The sequence below is a fragment of the Salinicola sp. 4072 genome, assembly GCF_036663415.1.
Lineage (GTDB): Bacteria > Pseudomonadota > Gammaproteobacteria > Pseudomonadales > Halomonadaceae > Salinicola > Salinicola salarius_A.
Genome location: NZ_JAXOVV010000023.1, coordinates 12,433 through 30,865, shown reverse-complemented (window position 1 = coordinate 30,865; position 18,433 = coordinate 12,433). Strand labels below are relative to the sequence as shown.

The 18,433-nt window shown below is 63.9% G+C and carries 16 protein-coding genes; 7 read left to right on the top strand and 9 right to left on the bottom strand.

Translation table 11 applies throughout. The features are described from left to right. Window positions 1–22 precede the first annotated feature (22 nt). The 7 genes from R3F72_RS14625 to R3F72_RS14595 form a co-directional block, all read right to left on the bottom strand. On the bottom strand, window positions 23–2,887 hold the full coding sequence (locus R3F72_RS14625; RefSeq protein ID WP_087718486.1) for an ankyrin repeat domain-containing protein: 2,865 nt from the start codon (window positions 2,885–2,887) through the stop codon (window positions 23–25). A 27-nt stretch (window positions 2,888–2,914) separates the two neighbouring features. Further along, window positions 2,915–4,627, bottom strand: a complete 1,713-nt coding sequence (locus tag R3F72_RS14620) for an ABC transporter ATP-binding protein (RefSeq protein WP_332780017.1) — start codon at window positions 4,625–4,627, stop codon at window positions 2,915–2,917. A gap of 36 nt (window positions 4,628–4,663) precedes the next feature. Next, entirely contained in the window at window positions 4,664–5,863 is a 1,200-nt protein-coding gene (gene spt, locus R3F72_RS14615; protein WP_087718488.1) for a serine palmitoyltransferase, read from the bottom strand. Continuing rightward, on the bottom strand, window positions 5,863–6,111 hold the full coding sequence (locus R3F72_RS14610; RefSeq protein WP_087718489.1) for an acyl carrier protein: 249 nt from the start codon (window positions 6,109–6,111) through the stop codon (window positions 5,863–5,865). The genes spt and R3F72_RS14610 overlap by 1 nt, the downstream gene beginning before the upstream one ends. Window positions 6,112–6,182: 71 nt before the next feature. After that, the gene (locus R3F72_RS14605) at window positions 6,183–7,112 is read right to left on the bottom strand and encodes an NAD-dependent epimerase/dehydratase family protein (protein ID WP_332780016.1); all 930 of its coding nucleotides are present in this window, start codon (window positions 7,110–7,112) and stop codon (window positions 6,183–6,185) included. A 10-nt stretch (window positions 7,113–7,122) separates the two neighbouring features. Further along, a complete protein-coding gene (locus R3F72_RS14600; RefSeq protein WP_332780015.1) occupies window positions 7,123–8,898 on the bottom strand; it encodes a fatty acyl-AMP ligase in 1,776 nt (591 codons plus the stop codon). 198 nt (window positions 8,899–9,096) lie between these two features. Further along, window positions 9,097–9,549, bottom strand: a complete 453-nt coding sequence (locus R3F72_RS14595; protein WP_332780014.1) for an HIT family protein — start codon at window positions 9,547–9,549, stop codon at window positions 9,097–9,099. A 351-nt stretch (window positions 9,550–9,900) separates the two neighbouring features. Here R3F72_RS14595 and R3F72_RS14590 point away from each other — a divergent pair, with 351 nt between their 5' ends. Together R3F72_RS14590 and R3F72_RS14585 are read left to right on the top strand one after the other, a co-directional pair. Beyond that, window positions 9,901–11,100, top strand: a complete 1,200-nt coding sequence (locus tag R3F72_RS14590; RefSeq protein ID WP_332780013.1) for a hypothetical protein — start codon at window positions 9,901–9,903, stop codon at window positions 11,098–11,100. Next, window positions 11,084–11,890 carry a nucleotidyltransferase family protein gene (locus R3F72_RS14585; RefSeq protein WP_087718491.1) on the top strand — a complete coding sequence of 269 codons (807 nt, stop codon included), beginning with the start codon at window positions 11,084–11,086 and terminating at the stop codon, window positions 11,888–11,890. Before R3F72_RS14590 ends, R3F72_RS14585 begins: the two co-directional genes overlap by 17 nt. 60 nt (window positions 11,891–11,950) lie before the next feature. Here R3F72_RS14585 and R3F72_RS14580 read toward each other — a convergent pair whose 3' ends face one another. Beyond that, complete coding sequence (locus tag R3F72_RS14580) at window positions 11,951–12,736, bottom strand: phosphocholine cytidylyltransferase family protein (RefSeq protein WP_332780012.1); 786 nt, start codon at window positions 12,734–12,736, stop codon at window positions 11,951–11,953. 295 nt (window positions 12,737–13,031) lie between these two features. Continuing rightward, the gene (locus R3F72_RS14575) at window positions 13,032–14,021 is read right to left on the bottom strand and encodes a metallophosphoesterase family protein (protein WP_442978356.1); all 990 of its coding nucleotides are present in this window, start codon (window positions 14,019–14,021) and stop codon (window positions 13,032–13,034) included. Between the two features lie 46 nt (window positions 14,022–14,067). Between R3F72_RS14575 and R3F72_RS14570 the strand changes: the two genes are divergently transcribed. The 5 genes from R3F72_RS14570 to R3F72_RS14550 all read left to right on the top strand — a co-directional run bounded on the left by R3F72_RS14570 (window position 14,068) and on the right by R3F72_RS14550 (window position 18,347). Further along, window positions 14,068–15,270 (top strand): CDP-alcohol phosphatidyltransferase family protein, encoded by a 1,203-nt coding sequence (locus tag R3F72_RS14570; protein WP_071230013.1) that lies wholly within the window; start codon window positions 14,068–14,070, stop codon window positions 15,268–15,270. Window positions 15,271–15,280: 10 nt separating this feature from the next. After that, entirely contained in the window at window positions 15,281–16,273 is a 993-nt protein-coding gene (locus R3F72_RS14565) for a diacylglycerol/lipid kinase family protein (protein ID WP_332780011.1), read from the top strand. A 26-nt stretch (window positions 16,274–16,299) separates the two neighbouring features. After that, on the top strand, window positions 16,300–17,256 hold the full coding sequence (locus R3F72_RS14560; protein WP_322527836.1) for a hypothetical protein: 957 nt from the start codon (window positions 16,300–16,302) through the stop codon (window positions 17,254–17,256). Window positions 17,257–17,276: 20 nt separating this feature from the next. Continuing rightward, entirely contained in the window at window positions 17,277–18,035 is a 759-nt protein-coding gene (locus R3F72_RS14555; RefSeq protein ID WP_083387136.1) for an aspartyl/asparaginyl beta-hydroxylase domain-containing protein, read from the top strand. A gap of 126 nt (window positions 18,036–18,161) precedes the next feature. Continuing rightward, window positions 18,162–18,347 (top strand): hypothetical protein, encoded by a 186-nt coding sequence (locus R3F72_RS14550; protein WP_332780010.1) that lies wholly within the window; start codon window positions 18,162–18,164, stop codon window positions 18,345–18,347. Window positions 18,348–18,433 lie beyond the last annotated feature (86 nt).

Genomic DNA, 18,433 nt, shown 5'->3' with positions numbered 1-18,433 from the left:
GGGAACAAGCATGTCCCGTTCTCTACCCTTCTTCCGCCAGCCTGGCGAGCGTCGCCCGGAAATCACCGAGCCGGCGCTCGCCGTGGGCGTCGAGAGTGTCCACCAAGGATTGGGATTTCTGTTCGGGAGCGCTGCGTCCCAGGGTCGACATGTCCTGCGCGGTGCGCACGATGCCCAGATCCTCAGGTGGCAGGCAGGCGTAAAGCGGCCGCCATTGCTCGCCGTCGCGCAGCTTGAGGCGCGGGTTGAGGATGTAGTGGCCGCGCTGCAGCCGCACGAACAGCTTGCGGTTGTAGGGATCGCGCCCATCGGCCTCGTTCTTGGACAGGATGCTGCTGATATAGGGGCGCTGCTTGCGCCGCGCCGGCAGCACGCGCTCAGGCAGCCCGGCCAGCCAGTCGGCGAGCTGCTTGGCGGTGTAGGCGTTGCCCCTCGCTTGCGCCGGGCCGAGATAGCGGTAGAAGAGGGCCGTCATCACGTGCAACAGGAAGGTCTCCATCAGCCGCTGGTCGAGCTTGACCAGACGTTCATCGACCTGCAGCGAGACGCTTGCCGGTGCCAGCAGCGGATAAAGCGAGGCCAGCCGCTGGCGGGCGAAGGTTTCGTCGATGAATGCCTGTTCGAGGGCGAAGTGGAGTGCCGTGAAGCCGTTGTTGGCGCGCAGCGTCGGATCCGCGCCACGCTCGAGCAGCGCCGCCACCAGTTCGGCGTTGCCGAGCCGGGCGGCGATCATCAGCGGCGTCAGGTTGAAGCGCGTGCGGTGATCGACGCCGTAGCGCTCGATCTCCTTGAACACCGCGCGCGGCTGGCTGAACGCGTAGGCCATGAAGCGGTTGCGGTTGAGCTGGCTCACGGCCTTCGCCTCGCTGCTCAGCGCCGGTTTGAAGCCGGCCGCCTCGAGGGCGTTGAGCGTCGGCCGGTGGTGGTGGATCAGGGCGTATTCCAGCGCTTCCAGGCGCGCCTTCTTGCCACCGTCGTCGGCCAGCGCCGCCGTGCGCAGTTCGGCGAAGGCGGCGCGGTCGAGCACCTGCCAGGGCACCGGCTGCTGCTTGAGTACCTGGCTGCGGATCGCCTCCGCCTGCTCGGCCTTGCCCTGCAGCTCGAGCCGGCGCGCCTCCTGCTGCCACTCCTCGACCGAGGATTCCTCGCTCTGTTCGAGGCTGAGCGTGTCGTCGAGGTGTTCGAGCTTGAGCAGTCCGAGCAGCGGGTGCGCGGGGTCGGATTCGACCAGGTAGACGTTGCGCACCGCGCGGGTCAGCGCCACATAGAGGGCGTTGATGTAGAATTTGTAAACTTCGAGCGACTTGTCGCGCTTGTCCCGCGGCCGCGCATAGTCGAGGCTGTCGCGCTCCAGCGCGGCGGGATCGACGCCGGCGGCGATGTCACGGAAGGCCTTCGCCTCGCCGCCGACGACGTCGTAGAGAATGACGTTATCGTACTCGAGCCCTTTCGCCTCCTGGATCGCGAACACCAGCGGCGTGCTGAACCAGCGCCGGGCTTCGGCCTTTTGCTCCGGGTGCATGACGATCACTGCGAATCGCGTCGAGCGGGCGGTACGTGCGTCGAGATCGCGCTTGACGGCGTCGCTGGCGGCGAGCAGCTGCAACTGGCCGGGTTGGCGGCTGACGCTATGCACCAGGTAGTGGCTTTCGCGATCCACCGAGCCGAAGCGCGCCTGCTTGAGCTTGAGGATGCGGTTGGCGGCCTCGGTCACCACCGCGGCGTTGCGGTAGTTGGTGTGCAGCACACGCACGATCTCGCCGTGGCCGGTCAACGCCTGCTCCTGGAAGAACAGCGACTTGACGCTGGCCCAGGAGAAGAAGTTGGGGTGGACGATCTGGTTGGAGTCACCGCTGAGCAGGAAGGCGCCGGGCTCGCGCAGCGTCTTGAGGATCAGGTAGAGCTGTACGGTGGTAATGTCCTGGACCTCGTCGACCACCACGAAATCGTAGCGCGGCGCGACCCGGGCGAGGTGGTGGTGGGCAACGATATTGGGGTCGTAGAGCCCGGCCTCGTCGAGAAAGGCCAGGTACTTCTCGAACAGGTCGTAGACCCTGGGCCGCTCTTCCTCGGCGAAGATCGACTGCTTGACGCCGAGTTCGAGATAGGCCTCACGCGAGCGCCAGCCGCCCTCGCTGAGCGGGCCGGTGATTACGCCGCGGAACTCCTCGAAGAGCTTGTGGGCATCGCTCAGGTGGCTGCCGCGGCGGTGACGCTCGAACCAGCCCTGGAAGTCGCGCAGCGTCACTTCGCGCCCCGCCGGCACGTGGATGCTCTCGAGCAGCTCCTGGAAGGAGAGGAAGGTGGCTTCCTGATCGGGATTGTCGTAGTCGTGGGCGTAGTAGAGGTCGCGGGCGTTGTGGACCAGATAGGACGACAGGCTGACATAGAGCACGTCGCCGATGGCCTCCTTCATCTTCTCGAGCAGCAGCGCGGTCTTGCCGCTGCCCGCCGAGCCGACGATGACCAGCGGCGGCGGTAGCTCGAAGATCGCCTGCTGGTCGTCGTCGAAGGAGAGGATCTTGTCGAGCAGATGAAAGCGCTCGCGCTCGGGGTGCAGATAGGGCGCCTCCGGCACCTCGCCGGCTGCCGGCGTCTCGAGCGCCGGGATTCTGGCCTCGTCGATCGACGCGTTGCCGGCCAGAAAGCGCGAGCGATCGTAGGCATGGTTGGCGATGTGCTCGAGGATCAGGCAGCAGGTCTCGTCGCCATGGCGATAGAGACTGAACAGCAGCCGGTCACGCTTGTTCAGCCGGGCGCGGTAGAGGTTATCACCCACCTTGCGCACGTCCGCCTGGGTGAAGTCGTCGCGCTCGAGGGCCTGACGGACCTTGTCGAAACCGGCAATGCGGTGCGTCTCGAGAGCGTTGTAAAGCAGTATGCGCATGAAGAGGTACCTTGTTGTCGACGGCGGTCAGGCAGGGAGGCGAGACAGTTCGCTTTTCTCGACCGCCACCAATTGCCCCCGTTCGAGCCGATAGACCCGGTCGGCGGCGCGCATCAGCGCCGGCTGGTGGGACACGGCGACGATGGTCAGTTCGCTCTTCAGGCCTTGCAGGGTCTTGCTGATCGCTGCCTCCGCTTCCATGTCGAGCGCGCTGGTCGCTTCATCGAGAATCAGCAGTTTGGGACGGTGGGCCAGGGCGCGGGCAATGACGATGCGCTGACGCTGACCGCCCGACAGTCGTGAACCGCGCTCGCCCACCGAAGCATGAATCCCCTCGGGCATCTGGCTGACGAATGCCCAGGCGTCGGCCTGGCGCAGGGCGCGTTCGGCGTCCGCCTCGGTCAGCGTGGGATCGCCGAGCGTCACGTTGGCGAGCACGCTGTCGTGCAGCAGCAGCGTCTCCTGCGGCACATAGCCGATCAGGCGGCGCCAGGCGAGCCGGTCGAGCCGGTCGATCGGTACACCGTCGATCCGCACCTGGCCGGCGCTGGGCTCGAGCAGCATGCACAGGATATCGAGCAGGGTGGTCTTGCCAGCGCCGGAGGGGCCGATCAGGGTAGTGAACGAGCGCGCCGGGAGGGTCAGGTCGGTCACGTTCAGGATTGCCTGGTCGCCGTAGTGGAAACGGACCTTCTCGAAGGTAATCTCACGCTCGAGGGTCGGGCGCAGATCACCGCTGACCGGCTCGGCATTGTCGCGTGCTGCCTGGACCGCGTCCTTCAACGCCCAGTAGGCGCTCTCCTGAGTCTGCATCTGCTGATAGCGCCGCTGCAGTTGGTTGAGCTGCATGACCACGCGCGCCAGCAGAAATACCATCACCATTACCGACGGCAGCGAAAGTCCCCACACGACGAGAGCCAGATAGAGACCCACTGCGATGAACAGCGTCAGGATCGGCTCTTGAATGGCCTTCATCCCCTCGCGAGCCAGTACCTGACGCTCCATCGCGCGGTTGAGCTTGTGGGTCTGGCGTTTGAGCAGGGCGTCGGCGACATCGTAGCGTGCCATCGCCTTGAGCGGCTTGACCGAGCCCAGCGTATCGGTCAGGCGTGACAGCAGTTCGCGCATCAGCCGGGTCTGTTTCTTGCCAGCGCGCTTGGAGGCGCGGACCAGCCGATACAGCATGACAGACATCAGTACGCCAAGTCCGAGCGAAACCATCGTTGCCTGCCAGCCGATCATCAGTGCGACGATGGCATAAACGACTACCTGGATGAACAGTGAAATGACGTTGGCGCAGTGTTCGTAGCCGGTGGCGGCGCGGGTGGCCTCGGTGGCCACCGAGTTGGCCATGCCGCCGGCGGGCTGGCGCAGGTAATGCTCCCAGCGGCTGGCCAGCAGCGAGTGGATCAGTTCCAGGCGCAGATCGGTGGCGACCCGAGCGACGGTATAGCCGACCTGGCGGTTGGCGAGCAGGACCAGGGCGCTCTTGACCGTCATGCCGATGACGATGATCGACAGGATTACGCCGACAGTGGTTGGTAACCCGATCGCGTCCATGATGGCAAGCACCTTCTGCGAGAAGGCGTTAGGGTGCTCGTTGTGACCCAGCGCCACCGATAGCAGCGGTAACACCGTGGTCAAGCCGATTCCCTCGGCAATGCCTGCAAACAGCAGGCAGATCAACATCATGATCGTGCGTTGGGGATAGAGACGGAAGAAGGCAAAAAGCAGACGCATGTGCGATCCGTGGGCGGTCTCGACGACCGCCGGTGCTCACTCTTGCTCGTGATGGTCGAGCATGGGTTTCAAGGCGGCGAAGGCGGCGATGATTTGATCGATCTGGGTCGTGTCATGGGCTGCGCTGACGCTGATGCGCAGCAGCGCCCGGCCGCCCGGCGTGGCGGGTGGTAAGACCAGATTGACATAGACGCCATGATCGAGCAGCCCGTGCCAGAAGGCGACACCCTGCTGAGGCGACCCCAGCAGGGTGGCGACGACCGGCCCGGGCTCTGGCCCGAGCTCGAAACCGAGCCGTGACAGTCCATGATACAGACGCTCGGCATTGGCCCACAGACGCTGGCGGAGTTCGCCTCGCGAATCGACGATCTGCAGGGCGGTGCGTACCGATGCGATCGTCGCCGGGGAGGATGAGGCGGTGAAGATATAGGGACGGCTGGCGTAGCGGATCATGTCGAGCTGCGGGTGATGACTGGTGGCGAAACCACCAATGGCGCCCAAACTCTTGCTGAAAGTGCCGACCACGAAGTCGACATCGGCCTCGACGCCCTCGGCTTCGGCCAGGCCGCGGCCGTGGGCGCCCAGCACCCCCAGCGAATGGGCTTCGTCGACCAGCAGATAACCCCCATGCCGACGCTTGACGGCAGCGATCTCGCGCAGCGGTGCCTGGTCCCCCAGCATGCTGTAGATGCCTTCCACCACAATTAGGGCATTGGTGGTGCGCTCGCCTAGACGGCGCAAGCGTTTCTCGAGATCACTGGCGTCGTTGTGACGAAAGCGAATGATGTCGGCGCCGGTGAGACGACACGCATCGTAGATGCTGGCGTGGCAGTCGGCATCGAGCACGATGACGTCGTCGGTACCGGCCAGGGTGCCGATCAGGCCGAGATTGGCCACGTAACCCGTGGAGAACACGACTGCGGAAGGGCGCGCGAAGAAATGTGCCAGTTCTTCCTCGAGGCGGGTATGGCTGGCGTAGCTACCATTGGCCATGCGCGACCCGGTGGTGCCGGTGCCTTCGCGATCGAGAGCGTCGTGTGCCGCCGCGATGCAGTCACGATCGAAAGTCAGCCCCAGATAGTTATTGGTGCCGGCGAGGATTACCGACCTGCCATCTACGCGCCCTTCGGTGGACGACAGGATTTCGTCGATGCGTGTGCCAATCGGGCTGGGTTCCGTCTGGATCAAGGCGTGGCGCGCATCGCTGAGGGACTGGAATTTATCGAACAGAGACATCATCGGCTCTCGAGCAGTTTGTTGATCGCCTGGGCCAACTGGTTGGGCGTGCGGATATCGGCGAGGACGTTCAGGGGAACGGAGATATTGAATTCGTCTTCGGCATCCAGCATGAGGTCCATTACCTTGACCGAGTCGAGCCCCAACTCGCTAACCAGGTCGATGTCGGGACGAAGATTGCTGTCCGGCGGCGCCAGGCGTTCGAGATGTACCATCAACCGCTCGAGAATCTGTTTGTGTTGGGTCATGCGTGCTATGCCCGTTGCTGGCGACGTGCGCCAGATCATTGTGATGAAAGAGTATGTCCGCAGGCAGTAAGTCAGTCCGCCGCCCACTGCCGGCGATCGCCAAGCGCCTGCTCCAGCGTAATCTGCGGTACCCATCCGGTCGCGCGGGTAAACGCATCATTATGGCATGTCCAGTCGTGATGTCTCAGCTCGCGGAACTTTCCGGGTGTGAGCATCGGCGAACGATGCAATCCGCGCGCCAGCATCAGGTTGACCAGCGCCATGCCGTGCAATACGCCGGCGGGAATTGGCAGGCGACGTACCGGCCCACCGCGCACGGCAGCGCCGATCGCGGCGATGCGCGGCCAAGTGTAGCCGCCCGGGTAGCCATCGTGAAGCTCGAAGGGCCCGCTGTCGACGAGGGCGCCGGCCGGAGTGTGACACAGCCAGGCCATCACTGCGGCTACCAGGTCGTCGACATGCAGAAACGACAGACGCGCCTCTTGCGGGCCGGCCGTCGGCAGCCAGCCGCGCATCAGCATCTCGAACAGGGGGTGTAACTCGCGATCCCCCGGTCCATAGACCGCCGTCGGACGAAATACCGTCACTGCCGGCCGCGCTGACGACGCGACTCGTTGCTCGGCCTGGCGTTTGGAGGCGGCATACCAGGAGAGTTCGGGATGGCGCGCGGCCAGCGACGACATCAATAGCAGGCGGGCGCATTGCTGACGCTGCGCCACCTCGAATAGCCGACCGCTGCCCTCGACATTGATGCGATGGAACGTGGCGTGATTGGCACCGCGCACCGCGCCGGCGCAATGGATGACCGTGTCCGTCCCCTCGACCAACCGCTCGAGTGCCGCCGTGTCATCGAGCGACCCACTGATCCAGCGGATATGCGGACCTTCCGGTTCGGCTGGCACGCGCCGCGTCAAGGCACGCACTTGCACGCCATTCTTGACCAACCGGGCGAGCAGCCGGCGGCCGATGAAGCCGGTGGCTCCGGTAAGCGCGACACTCATGGCCATAGGATCAGGATGCAGCACCGGTCCCGACCGGCGACTCGGCTGGCGATGCCAGGCCCAGCGACTCGCGGCCCCCCTGCAGGTAACGTTTGGACGCTTCGCTGCGCGAAAGCTTGCCGGAAGACGTGCGCGGCAGCGAGCGGGGGGGCAGCAGGACGACCCGGCAGGCGACACCAAAATCGCTGCGTATCCGGCTGGTCAGCTCATTGATCAGTTCGTGTCGGCGTTGCGCGTCGCTGAGACGGCACTGGACCAACATCACAACCGCCTCCTCGTCGTCCGCTGCCGCCGTGAATGCGACGACATCGCCGTGCCGGACGCCATGGTAATGCCCGGCGAGATGCTCAAGATCCTCGGGCCAGATGTTGCGGCCGTTGACGAAGATCAGGTCGCGATGACGCCCGGTGATGAACAGCCCATCCGGGGTCAGGTAGCCCAGATCGCCGGTATCGAGCCAGCCGTTACGGAGCACCCGGTGAGTCTTTTCGGGATTCTGGAAATACCCCGACATGACGCTAGGGCCGCGCACGGTGACGCGACCCACCGCACGCTCGGGCAGGGGGTTGCCTTGCTGATCACGAATCACGATTTCATGGCCAGGCAGCGCGTGACCGCAGTTGACGAAGCTAGTGACAGCCATATCCCCACATGCCGATGCCAGGCGGGCGTGAGCATGATGCTCGAGATGGGCACGGTCGATGCGCTCGATGGCGATGCCCTGCCTGAGTGGCGCGAAGCTGACTGCCAAGGAACATTCCGCCAGACCGTAGCAGGGCAGAAAGGCCCGCGAATCGAAGCCGGCAGGCGCAAAGCATTCGGCGAAACGTTCTAGAACATCGGTACGTACCGGCTCGGCGCCGATGCCGGCGACACGCCAGCTCGACAGATCGAGGCGTTCGAGATCGCCGCTGCGCAGGCGGCGAGCGCAGATGTCGTAACCAAAAGGCGGCGCAAAGGCGATAGTGCCGCGATTGCGGCTGAGCAGGGTCAGCCACTGCATCGGTCGCATGGCGAATTCACGGGCACCGAGGTAATCCACCGACAGCTGTGATGCCATCGGTCCGAGAACGAAACCGACCAGCCCCATGTCATGGTAGAACGGCAACCACGAGACGCAACGATCGCCCGGGCGCACCCCCAGGCCGTGGGTGACGATCCCGCGCAGGTTGGCCATTACGGTGGCCTGGTCGATCATCACGCCGCGCGGAAAGCCGGTACTGCCCGAGGTGTACTGCAAATAGGCCAGCTCATCCGGACGCGAAGGCTCTAGAGCGTGCACATTGGCATCGAGCCTAAGAAATGCCTCGTTGCCCCCGCTGAACAGCAGATCGAGTTCGCTGCCGGCCTCCGCCAGGAAAGACTGCATCTCGGCGGGCGCAACCGCAACGCGAGCCTCGCAGCTGCGCAGCAGGCGCGCGAGGCGTTCGACATAACTGGCATGGTTGCCAAGGCTCATGTTGATCGGCAGCGGTACGGGAACGAAGCCCGCATACTGGCAACCGTAGAAGATCTCCATGAACAGTGGGCTGGTGTCGGCGATAATGGCCACCTTGTCGCCCCGTTTCAACCCCAGGCGACATAGACGGTAAGCCGCCGCCAGGGCGCGCTGACGCAGCTCGGCGTAGCGCAAGGGAGCGGTGAGGCGTCCGCGGCCATCGTGGAAGTTGTAGCCCGTCACACCCTGCGCGGCATAGTCGAGCGCTTCGGCCAGAGTGGTGAAATCGGCCAGCCGCTGGGGAAGCGGGTTCCGTGTTGACGTTTTGGTGATATAGAGTTCGGTCATTATTGAGGAGAGTCTCGATCATCGAAGCAGAGGGGGTTGTTATAAAGACAATGCGTGCCAGTTTGAAGCGCCGTAATCAATGGCAGCGTCCCGGATGGCTCTGACCGGCTCGATATATCTTTATCCCTGCGCGTGGTGTCGCACCGACATGCCATCTGACGGCGTCGACACTGAAAGTAGCGGCGTGTCATGCGATGGTCATACCCAATACTGCATGATTGCTGAGCATATCCGCGTATTGAGCGCAGCATCGCTGGTATTGGTGGCATCCAGTCTGGGGGGGCCGGGCCAGCCGGCATCGGCGAACTCATGACCATCGAGCGTTCGCGGCGTCGCGTAGCGCGGGACGACATGAAAATGGACGTGAGGATCAACCATCATCAGCATCAGGTAATTGATCTTGTCGTAGGCAAAAGCCTGGCCCAGAGCGGCTTCGAGGTCGGCGGTCACCTCGGCCAACTCGGTAAATGCCTCGCGGGGCAGGTCGGGAAAGGCGGTTTCCGGCCCTCTGGCGATCATCACCAGCGCACCCAAGGTCACTTGGGCATCGCGAAACAGCACGCTCCAGTGGCGATAGTCATGCACGATATTGTCGGGAGCACCGAACTTCACCATCGTCGAGTTCGGCTCGGCTTGTGGTTGCGTATGCACGATCCTTGTCTCACCTTTGCTTGCCGTATACCGAGTATAACGAATAAAACCTTAATGACGGCTTAATATATCTAGCCATCTATCGAGAATCACCAGGCAACCTTTCTTCCTTTTTCATGGTAGTCGCAGACGCCTTTCATGGTAACCGCAGACGCCTTTCATGGTAACCGCAGACGCCTTCGCGTTGCAGTGATGCGTGAAGATACCTATGATGCGGCATCCGATGCAAAATTCCTGAAGCGATCCGCTTGTCTGGCTACGGCTTTCGATCGCCTTCCATCCCGCCGAATACCGTTGTCGCGAGGCATCATGCTGCTCGGTGTGAGGCGATGGCATGCTTAAAGGCTTCACGTGAATAGTAACGCTCCTTCCGCAGTGCATGTCTCTTCCGACACTTCTCGTCACGCCGCCCCCCGTCACTCGCCTGCCGAGATCGACGTCAGGCCGGTCAAAGGGCGCCGGGATCTGGCTACCTTCGTGCGTTTGCCGGGCGACCTGCTGCGGGATGATCCGCAATGGGTTGAACCGCTGCACCTGGAGCGACGCCTGCATCTGACCAAGAACCCGGCCTTCGACCATGTCACCTGGCAGGGATTCATCGCCTGGTCTGGCGATAGACCGGTAGGGCGGATCAGTGCCCAGACTGACAGCCTCCACCGCCAGTATCACGGCGCTGATAGCGGCCATTTCGGCATGCTCGACGCCATTGACGACCCCAATGTGTTCGCGGCGCTATTCACCGCTGCGGAGGCCTGGCTGCACGAGCGTGGCGCACGGCACATAACCGGCCCCTACAACTTGACCATCAACGAGGAGTGCGGGTTGCTGATCGACGGTTTCGAGTGGCCGCCTTCGATGATGATGGGGCATGCCGGGCGCTACTATGCCTCCCACGTCGAGGCGCAGGGCTATACGCCCGCCAAGGATCTGCTCGCCTACTGGATGTCGACGCATGGGGTGAATTTTACGCCAGCGATGCGGCGCATGGTCGATCGCTGGCGCGACCGAATTCACCTACGCCCCCTGCGTCGCGACCGCTTCGACGAAGAGCTCGACATTCTACGCGACATTTTCAACGACGCCTGGGCTAAGAACTGGGGATTCGTGCCCTTCACCGACGCCGAATTCCACGAGTTGGGCACTAGCCTGAAGATGCTGGTGCCGCCGGAGTTGATTCAGATCGCCGAAATCGACGCCAAGCCTGTCGCCTTCATTGTCGGCTTGCCCAACCTCAACGAGGCGATCGCACCACTGCACGGACGCTTGTGGCCGATGGGTTGGCTGCGTCTGCTATGGCGACTCAAGGTGCGCAGGCCAAAGACCGGGCGCGTGCCGCTGATGGGGGTGCGCGGTGAATACCAGTTCAGTCGCCTCGGGCCGACGCTTGCCCTGGTGCTGATCGAGTCGATCCAGGCGTCGCTCATCCGCCATGGCATCGAAGCCGTGGAAATGTCCTGGATACTCGAGGACAACGCCGGCATGCGAAATATCCTCGAGCATATCGGAACCGACCTCTACAAACGTTACCGTCTCTATGAAAAGCATCTCTGAAGGGCAGATTGGCGCCGTGGTGCTGGCGGCGGATCGCGGCGCCGACGACCCGGTTGCGCGGGAGGCCGGCGTCGCTTGCAAGGCGTTGACCCCGGTCGCCGGCGTACCGATGCTACGCCGCGTATTCGGCGCACTCGACGGCAGTACACGTATCGCGCGTATCTGCCTAGCCGGACCGTCGGCGGCGATCATCGAACACGCCCCGGTGCTTGGCGAGCTGCTTGACCGCGACGATGTGAACTGGGTGGAAAATGCCGCGACGCCCAGCGCCAGCGTCGGCGCCGCCCTGCGGTCGCTGCCCGATGATATGCCGGTCATGGTGACCACCGCCGATCATGCCCTGTTGACGCCGACCCTTGTCACTGCGTTTGTCGATCGCGCCTTGGCCAGCGACGGCGATTTCGTGGTGGGCGTGGCACGCCTGGAGACTGTAACGAGGCGCTTTCCCGGTACGCGACGCACGGCGATACGGCTGTCCGACGGTCCCTACTGCGGTTGCAACCTGTTTGTCTTCACCACGCCGCAAGGCCGCGCGCTCGCCGACTTCTGGCGCCAGGTCGAGCAGCAACGCAAGCGGCCCTGGCGGGTCATCGGCGGAGCGCTGGGCTGGGGGGCGGTGCTGCGTTACCTGCTCGGACGTCTGACGCTCGAGCAGGCCCTGGACAGGCTATCCCGCCGGCTCGGCATACGCATCCGGGCCGTAGTGCTGGATCACGCCGAGGCGGCCGTCGACGTGGACACGCCTGCCGACCGGCAACTGGTCGAAGCGATTCTCGCCGGCGAACGCTGACCGGCTAGGAGCCTGGCAGCGCTCGCAAAAGCCGACGGGTCCGAGAAGGAGAGAAGACGTTCAGCCGCGCGCGGCCTCCACCGCCGCGTCACGGGTCTGCCAGCGAGTCACCAGATCGCGCGCCTGCTCGAGATCCTTGGGAAAGTCGAGTTCCGCCCAGCGCAACCCCTCGATGGACTGGACGAAAATGTTGCCGCTTGCCGCGAGTTCGTCAATCACGCTCAGATACCAGCGCTTGAGCGCCTCAGGGTCGTGCATGATGCGTTCCAGCGTGTCGCGGAACAGCGCCGCGCCTGCGCCGCGGAAAGTCATCATGCCGATCGACTCGCCGTTCACCGTATCGAGGTCGAGCGTCTTGCCGACCCGCACCAGGCGATCGCCGTGCAGACTGACCTTCATGTCGTCGGCGTCATAGCGTGCCTTGCGATCGATGGCCAGGGTGACCGGCTGCTGCGGCGCCTCCAACAAGCGTTCCACCACCGGCAGGTCGAACAGGGTATCGCCATTGAGCAGCAAAAAATCTTCCCGCATCGCCTCGCGCGCCATCCAGCAGCTAGCCAGGTTATCGGCAACTTCATAGAAGGGGTTGAAGACGATATCGACCAGATCGTCTGCATAGCGATCACGCAGGCATTGCCTCACATATTCGATGCCATAGCCGAGTACAACAGTGATCCGCTCGAAACCGGCGGCGAGCAGGTGATCGATCTGATGTTCGATGACGGTCTTAGCGCCAAGGCGAATGAGGCACTTGGGACGATGTTCGGTGTAAGGCAATAGACGTTTGCCCTGGCCGGCGCTGAGAAGGATGGCTCGGCGTGGCCGCGAAGGATTCGATTGCTGCATGGTGGGTCGATGTCTCGTCTGTATGGTGGTGTGCATGATGTGATGGTGTACATGAAGACCAGGGAGGCGGGCGCAGGCTCCATGGTACTGAGAGCCGAGTGTCTGAGAGCCGAGCATTACCTGCCTTTCGTTACGGCACTCGACTTTAGCAATTTTACCCTGCTCATTCACTTTTGAATGTATCATCTTGACCTGAACAAAGGCTTATCCGGTGGATGCAGTTTCTGAATGCAACGCGGTTATTGAGTCGAATCCCGTTTCAACCCGGCCTGCCGCTATCCGAATTCTTGGCGCATTACGGGACTGAAGCCCAGTGCCAAGTCGCGCTCGAACAGACGTGCAAGCGCCCGGCTTCACTCAGGGAGCGGTGCGTGGCCGTCAGGGTCCAGCGATCCACCTGGCGCGCGATGCGGAACAGCGTGTACCCGGCCGCCTTCGTCACGTCGTCGTTCGGCAGCAGCGAGGCCGAGGGCGCGCCGAACACCGCTGCCTGCCCGTGCGGCGTGGGCAGGCAGGCGTCCATGCGGCAATGGGCGTGACCGTGCAGGACTAGCTCGACGCCGACGCGTGCCAGCACGCGACGCAGCGCCGGCGCATCGGTGAGGCGTTTGCGCCAGTTCACGGCGTTGCGCTGTAACGGATGATGGATCAACAGGATACGAAAGCGACCCTCGCGCCCCGCCCGGTGCAGACAGCGCTCCAGGCGCACGAGCTGTGCATCACCAAGCGCGCCGGTAGCCAAAGGCCAGTGCGTGGGTATCGCCGTAGAGACGCCGATCAACGCGACCGGTCCACGATAGCGAACGAAGGGGAAGCGCGGCACAAGCGGTGCATCACTCGGTGCCGTTGCGTCGCCCATCGTTTCACGCATTTCATCATGCATGTAGTCACGCCACAGCCCGACGGTGCCGGCCCATGGCGCCGGTGCATAGGCGTCATGATTGCCGGGGACGACGGAGACGTCATGCGGTGCGCCCAGCGCTTGTAGCCACGTCAGCGCCTGACGACATTCGGCAGGCGTGCCAAGATGCGTCAGGTCGCCGGTCACGGCAATGTGGTCGGGCGCCGCACCGCGCAGGTCGTCGACAAGCGTCGCCAGCACCTCCGCCCGATGCACGTGCCGGCGCTTGCGTCGCCAAGCCCAGTATCCTAAGGCACGCTTGTTGAACAACTCTTTCCATGGCGGCATGTCGAAAGAGGTCAGATGGGGGTCGGAGAGATGCGCCAGGCACAGCGACATATCTTGCCCAGCGAAAATCGGGGGTGCCTTCGTCGTCATCGGCATAATATAATCGCAGGATTTTGAAAGGAAAAGGATCATTGGTGGCATGATGACGATACGCGTATATTTCGAAGAGGATTCGCCTGTCCAGTTATGGGGTCTGACGCCTCGTCAGCGGCTGGTGAAATCGCTGGCACCGCTGTCCAACGTGATCCTCGCGGATGACGCCACGTCCCCCGGGTCCGGCAGCGATCAGCCCGGCACCGATATCCTCGTTCTGCGCGCCGACTACATTTACGATCAACGCGTGCTGAATGGCCTGCTGGATAGCCAAACCGGGCAACTCGCGCTCACTGACCCCAGCGATGACAGCGTAGTCGCCGTACGGGCATGCGCCGATCAGTGGCCGCCGAATACGCGCCCCTCCCTGGCCAATGGGCCATTGTCGGCGTTGAAACGCTTGGCGCCTCCCGCCGTGGCCAGCAGCGAGCAGTCGAAACTGCGCAAGTTCGATACGCCCTGGGTGGCCCGGGTGTCGGCGTCGGCACGCCGACGTCTCGAAAACGCCCTGTTCAGTGCCGCCTACAAGGGCGTGACCGATCTCGTCACCAAATGGGCCTGGCCGCTGCCGGCACGCGCCGTCACCCGGCTATGCGTGCGCTGGGGGCTGCGGCCCAATCACGTGACGTCGCTGAGCTACGTGCTGGCGATCTTGGCCGGGGTGCTGTTCGGGTACGGCGAGTTCGGCGCCGGCCTGCTCGCCGGCTGGATCATGACCTTCCTCGATACGGTGGACGGCAAGCTGGCCCGCGTGACGTTGACGTCGAGCCGCTTCGGCAACGTTTTCGATCACGCCTTGGACCTGGTCCACCCGCCGTTGTGGTACATCGCCTGGGGCGTTGGCCTGGCCGCCGGCACCGCGGATGTGACGATGCTGTTGTGGCTGACCGTGATCGGCTATGTCGGCGGACGCTTGTGCGAGGGAGGGTTCAAGTTCGCGGCGCCATTCTCGATGTTCACCTGGCGCCCCTTCGACTCGGTCAACCGCCTGGTCACCGCGCGCCGCAACCCCAATCTGATCCTGTTGACGCTGGCCTGGTGGGCAGGCTTGCCCTATATCGGCCTGGTCCTGGTCACGCTCTGGACACTGCTCTCGACACTGGTCCTGGCGGTGCGCCTCGCGCAAGGGCTGCTGGCCCGCGCCAAGGGCGAGCCGCCTCGGGCCTGGCTATACAGCGACGACCCGCGCGCCGGACGCCATCCGCTGATGGTACGCTGGTTCACCTTTCCCGCCATCCGCTCGGGCGGGTAGGGTACCTCCGATGCTTCATCCCGCTGATCTCCCGCGCCGGGTTGGCGTATTGTGCAATCCGCACAGCGGGCGCAACCGCCGCCATCTGGAGGCGATCCGCCGCATTGCCGAGCAGCAGGCGGCGTTGTTCGTCTATCACGAGGCCACGACGCCGGAGGCGATTGTCGAGACGTTGCGTGCGTTTCATGCCGAACGTGTCGAACTGATAGCGGTGGTGGGGGGTGACGGCACGCTGCAGGCGGCCCTGACCGGCCTGCTGCGCGACCTGGCACTACCGGCCGAGACCTTGCCGAAGCTGCTGGTAATTGGCGGTGGCACGACCAACATGAGCGCCGCCGATCTCGGCACGCGCTGCCAGCCGCCTGTCGCGCTGACCAGGCTGGCGGCTTGGCTCGAACGCAGGGGCCCGGCGCCGCACTGCTGTTCCCGCCCCCTCGTGCGCCTGGCGCTGGGGCGCCCGGAGGCGGTGCAGTATGGCCTGTTCTTCGGTAGCGGCGCGATCCAGACCGGCGTCGACTACTTCAACAGCCGGGTACGTTGCGGTCCGGTAGCGGGCGCTTGGGGGCCACGCCTGGCCTTCCTGCGGGTGATGGTGTCGATGCTGCGTGGCCGGCCCCATCCGCTGCTGCCTGCTGCGTCGTGCCGGCTGGTGCTGGATCGCGACGAGGTGCTGGAAGGCCGTTACCTGCTGGTACTGGTATCGACCCTCGAGCGGCTGCTGCTGGGCTCGCGACCGTTCTGGGGAGAACAGTCCGCGCCGCTGCATTTTACCGCGGTACGCTACCCACCGCGCGCCCTGTGGCGGCGCTTGCCGGCCATTCTGCGCGGGCGTGGCGGCCGCGCCGTACGCGACGGGGAAGGCTATGTCAGCCGCAACCTGACGTCGCTGCGTCTGGAGCTCGATGCCGGCGGCATCCTCGACGGTGAACGCTTCCGCGCCGAACCTGGCGAGGCCATCGAGCTGTCGGCGACGCTGGCGATCGATTTTCTCGTCTTCCCATGATTTTCTCGTCCATCCTCCGAGGCCCCATGCGTACCCTCCATTTATCTCCGCCCGCGGCGCTGGTCGCTCAGGTGGCCGAACAGGCCGCCCGTCCGCAGCCCGAGGGGGTGGCACCGCTGGTGGCCCGCGTGCAGGAGCGTTTCGGTCAGGCTACCTGCGCGGTGCTCTTCTACGGCTCCTGCCTGCGTAGCCACGATCCGGGTGATGGCGTGGTCGATCTCTATGCGCTGGTCGACCGCTACGCCGCCGTCTACGATCGCCGTCTGCTGCGGCTGGTCAACGCCTGGCTGCCACCTAACGTGTTCTATCTCGAGACACAGGATGCCCAGGGGCGGCGTCTGCGCGCCAAGTGCGCGGTCATCACCCTCGATGACTTCGCACAGGGGGCGACACGCTGGTTCGAAAGCTATCTGTGGGGGCGCTTCGCCCAGCCCTGTCGCCTGGCCTATTGCCGCGATGAAGCCACCCGGATGCGGGTGAACGACGCCTTGGCCGGGGCAGTGCTCGCGTTGTGGCATGCTGCGCTGCCCTGTCTGCCGGACACCTTCGAGGCCGCCGAGGGCTGGCAGCGGGCCCTCGCGCTGAGTTACGGTGTCGAGCTGCGACCCGAAGGCGCATCGCGCCCGGCCTCGCTGCTGGCTGGACAGGAGGCGGAATACCGCGGGCGGCTGGCAGCGGCGGCCGAGGCGCTGCCTGGGCTGTCGGCGACCGGCAACGACCACTATCGCAATGTACTGGAAGCGGCACAGCGCCGCCGGGGACGACGCGTCTGGCGCTGGCGACGCCGACAGGGACATATCCTGCACATCGCCAGACTGATGAAGGCGGTTCTGACCTTTGAAAACGGTGTCGATTACATAGCCTGGAAGCTGGAACGCCACAGTGGCCGGCAAATTTCCGTCAATGACCGCTTGCGCCGCTATCCGTTGCTGTTCGGCTGGCCGCTACTGTGGCGGTTGCTGCGCGAGCGTGTGCTGCGCTGATATACGAGGAGACGAGCATCATGAAAGAGTCCTCACCCCCTCCAACTGAAGCAGGGCCTCCTGCCAAGCGCAGGAAGCCCTGGTACATCAAGACCGGGCGCAGGTTGCTGGTCTCGGTAGATCGCTTTATCGCCCGTCATTCCCGGGTAGGCGATCCCACCTTCTTCGATCCTGCCGAGTTTGCCTGGGTCAGTCCGCTGGAAGCCGAATGGCAGGCCATTCGTACGGAACTCGATGACATCCTGCGCGAGCGTGATGCGCTGCCAAATTTCCAGGACATTTCGCAGGACCAGGCACGCATCAGCCAGGATGATCGCTGGAAGACCTTCTTCTTCTACGGCTACGGTTATCGCATGGATGACAACTGCGCGCGTTGTCCCCAAACGACCCGCCTGATCGAAAGCGTGCCGGGAATGACGACCGCGTTCTTCTCGATCCTCGCACCCGGCAAGCACATCCCGCCGCATCGCGGCCCCTACAAGGGCGTGATGCGTTACCATCTGGGGCTGCGGGTACCGGAACCGCGCGAGCGTTGCCGCATCCGCGTCGGCGACGACACCGGCTACTGGCGGGAAGGCGGCAGTCTGCTGTTCGACGATACCTACGAGCACGAGGTGTGGAACGACACCGACGGCGTCAGGGTGGTGCTGTTTCTGGATGTCATGCGGCCTATGCGCTTCCCGGGCGCACTGGTCAACCGCTTGGTCTTCAATCTGATTCGCTTGTCGCCCTACGTGCAGCGCGCGCGCAGGAACCAGCAGCGCTGGTCGCAGCGCTAGCCTATGCCATGCTTGACGGTACCTGGGAGGGTATCGGCCGGACTGCGCTTTATCGACCGTCTTGACGAATTGATCGCTCTTGGCGAGATCTGGCCCGCCGGGCTTTGAGATTCCTTTGGCTATATCATGATGGCTGCCATGATCTGCGGTGTGCTGGTGCCAGTTGCCGTGCTGGTGCCAGTTGCCGTGCTGGTGCCAGTTGCCGTGCTGGTGCCAGTTGCCGTGCTGGTGCCAGTTGCCGTGCTGGTGCCAGTTGCCGTGCTGGTGCCAGTTGCCGTGCGGGTGCCGGGGGATGCGTCACGGATCTCCTGAACGATGGCGAAGTCGACCATGTTTTTTTCGCGGTTCGGTCTTGCGATTCATTATGAGAATAATTTACATTTCACTTCGTAATGCCA

Bases quoted from the DNA above. Each gene is read 5' to 3' on its own strand.
- R3F72_RS14625 (WP_087718486.1), bottom strand. From the start codon at position 2,887: ATGCGCATACTGCTTTACAACGCTCTCGAGACGCACCGCATTGCCGGT.
- R3F72_RS14620 (WP_332780017.1), bottom strand. From the start codon at position 4,627: ATGCGTCTGCTTTTTGCCTTCTTCCGTCTCTATCCCCAACGCACGATC.
- spt (WP_087718488.1), bottom strand. From the start codon at position 5,863: ATGTCTCTGTTCGATAAATTCCAGTCCCTCAGCGATGCGCGCCACGCC.
- R3F72_RS14610 (WP_087718489.1), bottom strand. From the start codon at position 6,111: ATGACCCAACACAAACAGATTCTCGAGCGGTTGATGGTACATCTCGAA.
- R3F72_RS14605 (WP_332780016.1), bottom strand. From the start codon at position 7,112: ATGAGTGTCGCGCTTACCGGAGCCACCGGCTTCATCGGCCGCCGGCTG.
- R3F72_RS14600 (WP_332780015.1), bottom strand. From the start codon at position 8,898: ATGACCGAACTCTATATCACCAAAACGTCAACACGGAACCCGCTTCCC.
- R3F72_RS14585 (WP_087718491.1), top strand. From the start codon at position 11,084: ATGAAAAGCATCTCTGAAGGGCAGATTGGCGCCGTGGTGCTGGCGGCG.
- R3F72_RS14580 (WP_332780012.1), bottom strand. From the start codon at position 12,736: ATGCAGCAATCGAATCCTTCGCGGCCACGCCGAGCCATCCTTCTCAGC.
- R3F72_RS14575 (WP_442978356.1), bottom strand. From the start codon at position 14,021: ATGCCGATGACGACGAAGGCACCCCCGATTTTCGCTGGGCAAGATATG.
- R3F72_RS14570 (WP_071230013.1), top strand. From the start codon at position 14,068: ATGACGATACGCGTATATTTCGAAGAGGATTCGCCTGTCCAGTTATGG.
- R3F72_RS14565 (WP_332780011.1), top strand. From the start codon at position 15,281: ATGCTTCATCCCGCTGATCTCCCGCGCCGGGTTGGCGTATTGTGCAAT.
- R3F72_RS14560 (WP_322527836.1), top strand. From the start codon at position 16,300: ATGCGTACCCTCCATTTATCTCCGCCCGCGGCGCTGGTCGCTCAGGTG.
- R3F72_RS14555 (WP_083387136.1), top strand. From the start codon at position 17,277: ATGAAAGAGTCCTCACCCCCTCCAACTGAAGCAGGGCCTCCTGCCAAG.
- R3F72_RS14550 (WP_332780010.1), top strand. From the start codon at position 18,162: ATGATGGCTGCCATGATCTGCGGTGTGCTGGTGCCAGTTGCCGTGCTG.